Below are 10149 nucleotides of genomic sequence, written 5' to 3'. Positions count from 1 at the left end.
GAGGCGTTCCTGCCCGGCACCGAACCGCTCGAAATCTGTCACGAGCACTACTTCTAGTTCTTCTTCCAGCTGGTCCGCCGGCAGGCGGAAGTGCAAGTGTTACAATTCTTTACTCAACTCCAACTCCTGAGGTGTTAGTGAAATCGAAGGCTTTGCTCTGCGCGGTGGTCGTGATGGTTTCCGTGAGCGGGTGCCGGAAGGCGCCTGGGTCCGACGCGACGGCGAGCGCCGCCACGCAGGGCTCGGGCACGCCGCCCGCGGCCGGCCAGCCCGCGGCGGCACAGCCGCCCGCCCCTCCCAAGCCCGTTCCGGCGACGCTGCCGGACGTCCTTGCCCGCGTCAACGGCGAGCCGGTCAAGAAGGAAGACTTCGAGCGGATGCTCAAGACGATCGAGGCGCGCGCCGGGCAGCCGATTCCGCCCGATCGCCGCGACGAGATCCTGCGCGGCGCCCTCGACCAGCTGATCACCTACACGCTGCTGTCGCAGGAGAGCAAGAACCGCGGCGTGAAAGTCGAGGCCACCGAGATCGACGCAAAGATGGGGCAGCTCAGGGCGCAGTTCCCGAACCAGGAAGCGTTCGACAAGGCGTTGAAGGACCGCGGCATGACCGCGGAGGGGCTGCGCCGGGACGCGCAGGTGGATCTCAGCGTGACCAAGCTGATGGACGCCGAGGTCGCCACCCTGCCGGGCCCGAGCGACGCGGAAGCGAAGGACTTCTACGACAAGAACCAGGACAAGTTCAAGGAAGAGGAGCAGGTCCGCGCCAGCCACATCCTGGTCCGCGTCGACGAGAAGGCCGACGCGGCGGCCAAACAGAAGGCGCGCGCCGAGATCGACTCGGTGCTCAAGAAGGTCCGCGCCGGCGGCGATTTCGCCAAGCTGGCGCAGGAGCACTCGCAGGACGGCAGCGCCGCGCAGGGCGGGGATCTCAACTACTTCGGCCGCGGCCAGATGGTCGAGCCCTTCAACAAAGTCGCCTTCGAGATGAAGCCCGGCCAGGTCAGCGACGTCGTGCAGACGCAGTTCGGCTACCACATCATCAAGAAGACCGACCACAAGGCCGGGCGCACCGTGCCGTTCGACGAGGTGCAGGGAAAGATCAAGGAGTACCTCGCCGGCCAGAAGAAGCAGCAGCACGCCGACGCGTTCATCGAGGGGCTGAAGAAGAAGTCCAAGATCGAGGTCCTGATCTGAACGAACTGGTGCTTCCGGCGGCGGCGGCCGCGCTCGAGCGGGGCGAGCCCGCGGCGCTGGTGACGATCGTCCGCTCCAACGGGTCGACGCCGCAGCGCACCGGCGCGAAGATGCTCGTCTTCGCCGATGGACGGATCGTCGGCACCATCGGCGGCGGCTGCTACGAGAGCGACGCCATCGGACGCGCCCGTGAGGCCATCGCCGGCGGCAGGCCGCTCCTCGTGTCGTACGACTTGAACGACGACTTCGTCCAGGAATCCGGGCTGATCTGCGGCGGACAGATGGACGTCTACATCGATCCCATCGCGCCGGCCCCGGCGCTCTACATCGTCGGCGCCGGACACGTCGGCTGGCACCTCGCGCGGATGGCGGCCGACGCCGGATTCCGCATTCACGTCATCGACGATCGCGAGAAGTTCGCCAACGCCGAACGCTTTCCCACGGCGGAGACGATCGAGGTGGACGACATCGGCGCCTGGCTGCATCGCGCCGACCTGCCGCCGTCCGCCTATGCCGTCGTCGTCACCCGGGGCCATACGCACGACTTCGAAGCGCTGCGCGCGCTGGCGGCACGCGACCTCCGCTACGTCGGCCTGATCGGCAGCCGCGCCAAGATCGCGCGGATCTTCGACGCGCTCGAAGCCGAAGGCATGCCGCTCGAATGCCTCGCCCGCGTGCACGCGCCGATCGGCCTCGACCTCGGCGCGATCACCCCCGCCGAAATCGCCGTCAGCATCCTCGCTGAGCTCATCGCGATCCGGCACGGCAAGGACGTGTCGGCGGCCTCGCTGAAGTGGCAGAGAAAAGCTCGATCCTGATCCGCAACGCCACGATTCTCACGATGAACGATGCGCTCGACATCGTGCAGGGATCGGTGTCGATCCGCGGCGGCCGGATCGCCAGCGTCGGCGCGGAGCCGCCCGGGCCGCACGGCGCCGTCATCGACGCGGGCGGCGATTACCTGCTGCCCGGCCTCGTCCAGACCCACGTGCACCTGTGCCAGACGCTGTTCCGCGGCTATGCCGACGACATGCCGCTGCTCGAATGGCTGCGCAAGCGCGTCTGGCCGATGGAAGCGGCCCACACTCCCCGGACCCTGCGTGCGTCGACCCGCCTCGCGGCGGCGGAGCTGCTCCTCTCGGGCACGACCACTGCCCTGACGATGGAGACGGTGCACGACACGGACGTCGTGTTCGAAACGCTGGCGATGATGGGGCTGCGCGCCGTGGTCGGCAAGTGCATGATGGATTCGGACCAGGAGGTCCCGAGACGCCTGCAGGAACAGACGCGCGCGTCGATCGACGAGAGCGTGGCGCTGCGCAAGCGCTGGGACGGACAGGCCAACGGCCGGCTGCACGCCGCCTTCGCGCCTCGTTTCGCCGTGTCGTGCTCGCGGGCGCTGCTCGAGGCGGTCGCGGATCTCTCGGCCCGCCACCGGGTAATCGTGCACACCCATGCGTCGGAGAACCGCGACGAGATCGAAGTGGTGCGCCGGCTGTCGGGCGGCATGAGCAATCTCGAGTACCTGGCCGACACGGGTCTGGCGACGCCGCACCTCTGCACCGCGCACTGCGTGTGGGTCAGCGACAGCGAGCAGGCGCTGCTCGCCGAGCGCGGCGTGAAGGTGATGCACTGCCCCAGCTCGAACCTGAAGCTCGGATCCGGCCTGGCTCCGGTCGCCGAAATGCGCGCACGCGGCATCTCGGTGTCGCTCGGCGCGGATGGCGCGGCCTGCAACAACCGCCTCGACATGTTCGAGGAGATGCGGCTCGCCGCGACCCTCCAGGCCGTGCGGAGGGGGCCCGGCGCGCTGACCGCACGGGACGCGCTCTGGATGGCGACGCGCGAGGGGGCCCGGGCGCTGGCGATGGACGCGGAGATCGGGTCGATCGAGCCGGACAAGCGCGCCGACCTCATCCTCGTCGGCCGCCGGGCCGTCCATCAGGCGCCCGACCCGGACCCGTGGTCCACCCTGGTCTATGCGACCCGCGGCTCCGACGTGCGCCTGACCGTCGTCGACGGCGAGGTGCTCGCGAGGGACGGCGCCCTTGTCCATCAAGATCTTACGGAGATCGCCGTCGACGCCCGTTCGGCCGCGGCGGCGCTCGGTGTATAATTTAGCAATCGCATTCAGCGACTGCTAACATGACCCGTCATCCTGAGCTTCCGGAACGAGATAGACGGATTCTCGGCGCGCTGGTACAGGCCTACATCGACCATGGGGAACCGATTTCCTCCCTGTGGCTGGCCAGCCGCGGGTTCGGTGTGTCTTCCGCCACGCTGCGGAACGTGATGGCCCGGCTGGAAGAGCTGGGGTACGTGAAGCAGCCGCATACCTCCGCCGGCCGCGTGCCGACGGACCGCGGGTATCGCGCCTACGTCGATCAACTGCTCGCCGAACGGCGTTCGGCGCGGCTCGCCCCCGAGATCGAGGAGCGCCTGCGCCGCGCCGGCACGGTGGAAGACGTGCTCTCCCACGCGTCGCAGGAAATCTCGCGCGCCTCGCACCAGGTCGGCTTCGCGATGGTGCCCGCGACCGAGACCGCCTTCGAGCACATCGACTTCGTGCCGCTCGACGCCGGACGGCTGCTCGTCGTGCTGATCTCCACCGGCGGCCACATCTCGCACAAGGTGATCCACCCCGAGGAACCGTTCACGCCGGTCGTGCTGCAGGAGGCGGCGAACTTCCTCAACTCCGAGTTCCAGGGAAAATCGCTCAGCGACGTGCGGCAGGCGATCGTCGATCGGCTGAGCGAGGATCGCACCCTCTACGATCAGTTGTCGGCACGCGCGCTGCGCCTGGCGAACTCGACGTTCGAGGGGCTCGAGCGGGCGCCATCCGTCTACATCCAGGGCACCGCCCTGCTGCTCGAGATGGCGGTCGGCCACGACCGCGAGACCACGCTGACGACGATGCGGACGCTGGTACGGATGATGGAAGAGAAGTCCCGTCTGGTGAAGCTGATCGACGCGTGCATGGACGGCAACGGCCTGACGGTGTTCATCGGCTCGGAGCATCAGGATCCCGATCTGCAGCACTTCAGCGTGGTGACGTCGACCTACACCGAAGGCAAACGGACGGGAGCGGTCGGGATCATCGGACCGACCCGCATGCGCTACTCGCGCGCGATCAACGTGGTCGAGAGCTTGTCGCGCACGATCAACAAGGTTTTCGACAATGGCTGACGGCGGACGGGACATCATGGCGGACGACACTCTCGAGACCCCGGCCCCCGCGGCGGCAGACGCGCCCGACGCGCCAGCCGCGGATGCGGCGGAGCTGACGCGCCAGCGGGACGACTACTACGATCGGCTGCTGCGCAAGACCGCGGAGTTCGACAACTATCGCAAGCGCACGGATCGCGAGCGGCAGCAGCTCGCGGAAGCGGCGGCCGCGGATCTGATCAAGGATCTCCTGCCCCTGCTCGATGACCTCGAGCGGGCGCTCAAGGCGGACGCCGGCAGCGACGTGTCCGGCATCCGGCGCGGCGTCGAACTGATTCACCGGCAGATGTTCGAGACGCTGCGCAAGCGCGGCGTCACGCCGATCGAGGCGCTCGGCCAGGACTTCGATCCGCACTTCCACAACGCCGTCGCGTACGAGCCCGCCGAGGGACGCCGCGAAGGGGAAGTGATCGAGGAGTTCGCGCGAGGTTACATGCTCGGGGACCGCTTGCTGCGTCCCGCGATGGTGAAGGTGGCAAAGGGTTGAGCAAGCGGGACTATTACGAAATCCTCGGCGTCGGCCGCGACGCAACGGACCAGCAGATCAAGAGCGCCTACCGGAAACTGGCGCTGAAGCACCATCCGGACCGCAACCCCGGCGACAAGAAGGCGGAAGAAGCCTTCAAGGAAGCCGCGGAAGCGTACGCCGTGATCTCGGATCCGGAGAAGCGCGCCGCCTACGACCGGTTCGGCCACGCCGGCGTCGGCGCGGGCGCCGGCGGCTTCGATCCGAGCGCCTTCGCCGGGTTCGAGGACATCTTCGGCAATCTCGGCGATCTGTTCGGCTTCGGCGACATGTTCGGCGGCCGGCGGCGGCGCGGCGGCCCGCAGCGCGGCGCCGATCTGCGCTACGACCTCGAGATCTCGTTCGAGGAGTCGTTCACCGGCACCGAGACCACGCTGCAGATCCCGCGCGAGGAAACCTGCGAGACCTGCACCGGCACGGGCGCGGCCGCCGGCACGTCGCCGGAAGTCTGCAGCCACTGCCGCGGCACCGGCCAGCAGCGTTTTCAGCAGGGCTTTCTCACCGTCGCGCGTCCCTGCCCCACCTGCCGCGGCACCGGGAAGATGATCAGGAACCCCTGCCAGGCGTGCCGCGGCAACGGCCGCGTCTCGCGCGATCGCAAGATCACCGCGAAGATTCCCGCCGGCATCGCCACCGGTCAGCGGCTGCGTCTCTACGGCGAGGGGGAGCACGGCAGCGCCGGCGGCCCTCCCGGCGACCTCTACGTGGTCGTGCACGTGCAGGAGCACAAGTTCTTCCAGCGCGACGGCGACGACCTGTACTGCGAGCTGCCGATCCCGTTTCCGACGATCGCGCTCGGCGGCGAGGTCCGCGTGCCGACGATGGTCGGCGAGGAGGAGCTGCGCGTGCCGGCGGGAACGCAGGCGGGCGCGCGGTTCAAGCTCCGCGGCAAGGGCATGCCGAACGTCTCCGGCCGGGGCCACGGCGATCTCTACGCCATCGCCCGCGTCGCGGTGCCCAAAAAGCTCACCAAGGAACAGAAACACCTGCTCGAGGAGCTCGCGAAGACGATGCCGCAGGAGCGGCTCGACGGCGCCGCGGGCGACGGCGGCGAGAAGCCGTTCTTCGAAAAGGTGAAGGACATCTTTGGCTGAGTACCCGGCGCTCGAAATCGCGTTCCTGCCGCCGCACGACCCCGCGCTTGCCGAGCGCCTCTACGCGCTGCTCGACGACTTCGAGCCCACCGCCATTCACGACGACGAGCTGAACGACGTCTGGCGCGTGTTCTTTCGCGCCGCCGCGGTGCGCGACGCGGCGCGGAGCGCGCTGACGTCCCTGCCCGGCGTCCGGACCGCCGCGATCAGCGTCGCGGATGAAGACTGGGCCCGGCGATCGCAGGAAGGGCTGAAGGCGATCTCGGCCGGCGGACTGACGGTGGCGCCCCCCTGGGACGTGCCGCGCGACAGCGGCCGGCCGGTGATCATGATCGAGCCGTCCACGGGCTTCGGCACCGGCCATCACGCGACCACGCGGTTGTGCCTGCTGCTGTTGCAGCGGCTCGATCTCCGCGGCGCGCGCGTGCTCGACATCGGCACCGGCTCCGGCGTCCTGGCGCTGGCGGCCTGGAAGCTCGGCGCCGCCGATGTGGTCGCGATCGACCACGATCCCGATGCGCTGGACAACGCGCGGGAGAACATCGCCCGCAACGGCGCCGCCGCGGCGATCGACATCATCCAGGACGATCTCGCCTCGCTGCGCATCGAGCGGGCGGACGTGGTGCTGGGCAACCTGACCGGGGCGGTGCTGGTCCGCTACGCCGACGAACTGCGGGGGCTGCTGACGGAGCACGGCTGCCTGCTGCTCAGCGGCTTCGCGCCCGACGATCTGACGCTCGTCCAGTCGGCATTCGCCGGCCTCACGGTGGTCCAGTCGCTCGCCGAAGGCGAATGGGGCGCGGTGCTGCTCGCTAGAGGTCGCCCCAGAGCGACTGAATCACCCCGATCGCAATAACCGGCACGGCGTCGGCGCGGAGCGTGCGACGGCCGAGCGTCAGCGGAACGCATCCCGCGGCGACGGCGGACGAGACCTCGGCCGCGCTCCACCCGCCTTCGGGGCCGACGAGGAGCGACACCGATTCGGGCGGCGCCCTCGCGAGATCCGCCAGCCGGCGCGCCTCGACGGCGCCTGCCGGCTCCACCAGCAGCAGGCGGAGCGCCGAGCGATCGTCCGCCAGCCAGGCGTCGAATTCCATTCCCGCGCCGATCCGCGGCACCACCGCGCGGCGGCATTGCTTGGCGGAGGCGATCGCAATCCGGCGCCACCGCTCCGGCGCGCGTCCCGCCTTCAGGTGCGCCGCGACGTTCGCGGTGACGAGCGGCTCGATCGCGCTCGCGCCCATCATGGTGGCGTCGCGCACCACGTCGTCCATCTTCTCTCCCTTGAGCGCCGCCTGCGCGAGCGTGAGCCGCACGGCCGGCTCCGGTGCGGCGTCGGCCTCGGCGATCAGGCGGACCTCGGCCGCGGATCGCGTGACGCGCTCGACGCGCGCGCGGAATTCGCGTCCCGCGCCGTCGAAGACGGCGACCTCGTCGCCGATGCCGAGCCGAAGCACCTGCGAGAGGTGGCGGGCTTCGTCCTCGCCGAGCTGCGCGGTACCGGAGCGCGCGTCGATGGTGTCGGCCAGAAAGCGAGGCAGCATCGCAGTGATTATCGATCCGGAGGCGGCCGGCGCGTTATCCGCTATACTCGCCTTCGTTGCTCTTCAAGGGCCAGCAGCTCGGTAAATACAAGATCATCGCGCCGCTCGGCAGCGGCGGGTTCGGCACCGTCTACCTCGCCAACGACACCTGGATCGACAAGCGCGTCGCCATCAAAGTCCCGCACCGGCAGAACCTGGATTTCGGCGAGCTGCTGCGCGAGCCGCGTCTGCTCGCCTCGGTCAGCCATCCCAACATCGTCGCCATCACCACCGCCGAGAAGCAGGACGGCGTCTTCTTCATTGTCATGGAATACGTCCCGGGCGAGACGCTGGAGAACATCATCGCCGCGCGCGGCGCGCTCGATCTCACGCTCGCGCTCGACTTCACCTGCCAGATCTGCAACGCCGTCGATCACGCGCACAAGCAGGGGGTGATCCACCGCGATCTCCGTCCGGCGAACGTGCTGGTCGGCGAGCACGACATGTTGAAGGTGGCCGATTTCGGCACGTCGCGCTTTCTCGAGATCGCGGCGCACGGCACGACGGTGATCGGCAGCCCGCCCTACATGGCGCCGGAGCAGTTCCACGGCAAGGCCGTGTTCGCGTCCGACATCTACTCGCTCGGCGTGACGATGTACCAGATGCTCACCGGGCAGCTGCCCTACGACACCCCCGCGCCGGCGGATCTCGACAAGCTGATGTCGGGGGAGCTGGTGTCGCCGCCGAAACTGCGGAATCCGTCGATTCCGAAAGGCATCAGCGACATCGTCATGAAGGCGATGGCGCCGGATCCGACCGCGCGGTACCAGCGCGCGACGGATCTGATGCACGACGTGCTGGCGGCGCGCAGCGCCACCCGGACGCCGCAGCCCGGGGCCGTGGCGCGCACCGCCGCGGGCGGCCGAAGCGGACGCGACCGGCGGGACGACGTGCAGAGCATCCAGAGCCGGCTGCGCGCGCGCGAAGCGCCGGCGGCGCGATTCTGCTGGCACTGCCGCAAACCGCTGCACGCGCGGACCGATCGATGTCCGTTCTGTAATGAGCAGCAATGATGAGTGCCATCGGCCATTGGCACGCCCGCCTCTGAAATCGATGTGCTAGGCTTCGTATTGGAGTAATTGATGGCCGCACCTTTTCCTGGAACCGGCAAGATCTGGATGAACGGCACGCTCGTCGACTGGGCGGACGCCAAGATTCACATCGCCTCGCACGTCGTTCACTATGGCAGCGCGGTCTTCGAAGGGGCGCGCTGCTACGACACGCCGCGCGGCTCGGCATGCTTCCGCCTCGACGCCCACCTCAACCGCCTGTTCGATTCCGCGAAGATCTACCGGATGGAACCGCGGGAGTCCTACGCCGAGCTGCACCAGGCGGTGATGGACACCATCAAGGCCAACGACTTCAGGGCGTGCTACATCCGCCCGCTCGTCTATCGCGGGTATCACACGCTGGGAGTCAATCCGTTCCCCTGCCCGGTCGACACCGCGATCATGCTGTGGGACTGGGGGACCTATCTCGGCGAGGACGCGCTCACCAACGGCGTGGACGTCTGCGTCAGCTCGTGGTCGCGCTCGGCGCCGAACACGTTCCCGACGCTGGCGAAGACGTCGGCGAACTACGCGAACTCGTCGCTGATCAAGATGGAAGCGGTGGCGGAAGGCTACACCGAAGGGATCGCGCTCGACACGTTCGGCTATCTCAGCGAAGGCAGCGGCCAGAACCTGTTCGTCGTCCGCAACAACGTCCTCTACACCCCGCCGGTGACCGCGTCGATCCTGCCGGGGATTACGCGCGACTCGGTGATCACGCTGGCGCGCGACCTGGGCTTCGTGGTGCGGGAAGAGATGCTGCCGCGCGAGCTCCTCTACATCGCCGACGAAGCATTCTTCGCCGGCACCGCCGTCGAGATCACGCCGATCAGGGCGGTGGACAAGATCGCGATCGGCAACGGCCGCCGCGGTCCCATCACCGAAGCCGTCCAGCAGGCGTTTTTCGACGTCATCAACGGGCGCGCCGAAGACAAGCACGGCTGGCTCGAGTACGTGTACGAGGGGGAGCCGCGCCAGGCAGTCGGCGCGGCGGCGGGCTCAAAAACCGCAACAGGGCTTTAACGGGTTCTTCGGGTTCTTCGGGTTCTCCAGGTTCTCCGGGTTCGGGTTCTCCGGGTTCAAGGTTCTCCGGGTTCGCGGTTCGCACGAGTGCACACGGTTGCGCCGAGCACCCCAGAACCCGGAGAACCTGAACCCGAAGAACCTGAACCCGGAGAACCTGGAGAACCCGGAGAACCCGAAGAACCCGGATCCCCCGGAGAACCCGAAGAACCCGGATCCCCCCCCCCGACGCGAAGAAGCGACGTCTCGTCGAGCAACCCGTCTGTTACAATCGTTCCCGGACCCACACCCCAGCCGGTCCGGGGATCTCAATTGCATATCAATCAACTCTTGCAGACGGCCGTGGCCAGCGGCGCGTCCGACCTGCATTTGAAGGTCGGCAGCTACCCGATGATGCGCGTCAACGGGACGCTCGTCGTCGCCTCCGAAGAGAAGCGGCTGGACCGGAACGAT

Annotated in this window: 10 protein-coding genes; 9 read left to right on the top strand and 1 reads right to left on the bottom strand. The window is 68.3% G+C overall.

The window, feature by feature from the left end; all coding sequences use genetic code 11:
• The first annotated feature begins 137 nt into the window (after positions 1-137).
• The 7 genes from VFK57_10960 to VFK57_10930 are packed head-to-tail and all read left to right on the top strand — an operon-like array spanning position 138 to position 6897.
• Complete coding sequence (locus VFK57_10960) at positions 138-1196, top strand: peptidylprolyl isomerase (GenBank protein ID HET7696219.1); 1059 nt, start codon at positions 138-140, stop codon at positions 1194-1196.
• A gap of 8 nt (positions 1197-1204) precedes the next feature.
• Complete coding sequence (locus VFK57_10955; GenBank protein HET7696218.1) at positions 1205-2014, top strand: XdhC/CoxI family protein; 810 nt, start codon at positions 1205-1207, stop codon at positions 2012-2014.
• Entirely contained in the window at positions 1990-3312 is a 1323-nt protein-coding gene (locus VFK57_10950; GenBank protein ID HET7696217.1) for a 5'-deoxyadenosine deaminase, read from the top strand. Before VFK57_10955 ends, VFK57_10950 begins: the two co-directional genes overlap by 25 nt.
• Positions 3313-3341: 29 nt before the next feature.
• Positions 3342-4382 carry a heat-inducible transcriptional repressor HrcA gene (gene hrcA / locus VFK57_10945; GenBank protein HET7696216.1) on the top strand — a complete coding sequence of 347 codons (1041 nt, stop codon included), beginning with the start codon at positions 3342-3344 and terminating at the stop codon, positions 4380-4382.
• Entirely contained in the window at positions 4375-4908 is a 534-nt protein-coding gene (grpE, locus tag VFK57_10940; protein ID HET7696215.1) for a nucleotide exchange factor GrpE, read from the top strand. Before hrcA ends, grpE begins: the two co-directional genes overlap by 8 nt.
• Positions 4905-6041, top strand: coding sequence for a molecular chaperone DnaJ (dnaJ, locus tag VFK57_10935; protein ID HET7696214.1), 1137 nt, complete (start codon positions 4905-4907; stop codon positions 6039-6041). Before grpE ends, dnaJ begins: the two co-directional genes overlap by 4 nt.
• Entirely contained in the window at positions 6034-6897 is an 864-nt protein-coding gene (locus tag VFK57_10930) for a 50S ribosomal protein L11 methyltransferase (protein ID HET7696213.1), read from the top strand. Before dnaJ ends, VFK57_10930 begins: the two co-directional genes overlap by 8 nt.
• On the opposite strand, the gene VFK57_10925 is transcribed toward VFK57_10930, so the two are convergent.
• Positions 6854-7585, bottom strand: coding sequence for a 16S rRNA (uracil(1498)-N(3))-methyltransferase (locus VFK57_10925; GenBank protein HET7696212.1), 732 nt, complete (start codon positions 7583-7585; stop codon positions 6854-6856). The genes VFK57_10930 and VFK57_10925 overlap by 44 nt on opposite strands.
• Positions 7586-7641: 56 nt before the next feature.
• Here VFK57_10925 and VFK57_10920 point away from each other — a divergent pair, with 56 nt between their 5' ends.
• Positions 7642-8637, top strand: coding sequence for a serine/threonine-protein kinase (locus VFK57_10920; GenBank protein ID HET7696211.1), 996 nt, complete (start codon positions 7642-7644; stop codon positions 8635-8637).
• A 69-nt stretch (positions 8638-8706) separates the two neighbouring features.
• The gene (locus VFK57_10915) at positions 8707-9696 is read left to right on the top strand and encodes a branched-chain amino acid transaminase (GenBank protein HET7696210.1); all 990 of its coding nucleotides are present in this window, start codon (positions 8707-8709) and stop codon (positions 9694-9696) included.
• Positions 9697-10149 lie beyond the last annotated feature (453 nt).

The organism is Vicinamibacterales bacterium (genome assembly GCA_035699745.1).
GTDB lineage: Bacteria > Acidobacteriota > Vicinamibacteria > Vicinamibacterales > 2-12-FULL-66-21 > JAICSD01.
Note: the sequence above shows the minus strand (reverse complement) of the source record. Positions and strands in the feature narration are given on the sequence as shown.

Excerpts from the sequence above, each read along its gene's own strand:
- hrcA (HET7696216.1), top strand. The coding sequence starts at position 3,342 with ATGACCCGTCATCCTGAGCTTCCGGAACGAGATAGACGGATTCTCGGC.
- grpE (HET7696215.1), top strand. The coding sequence starts at position 4,375 with ATGGCTGACGGCGGACGGGACATCATGGCGGACGACACTCTCGAGACC.
- VFK57_10925 (HET7696212.1), bottom strand. The coding sequence starts at position 7,585 with ATGCTGCCTCGCTTTCTGGCCGACACCATCGACGCGCGCTCCGGTACC.
- VFK57_10915 (HET7696210.1), top strand. The coding sequence starts at position 8,707 with ATGGCCGCACCTTTTCCTGGAACCGGCAAGATCTGGATGAACGGCACG.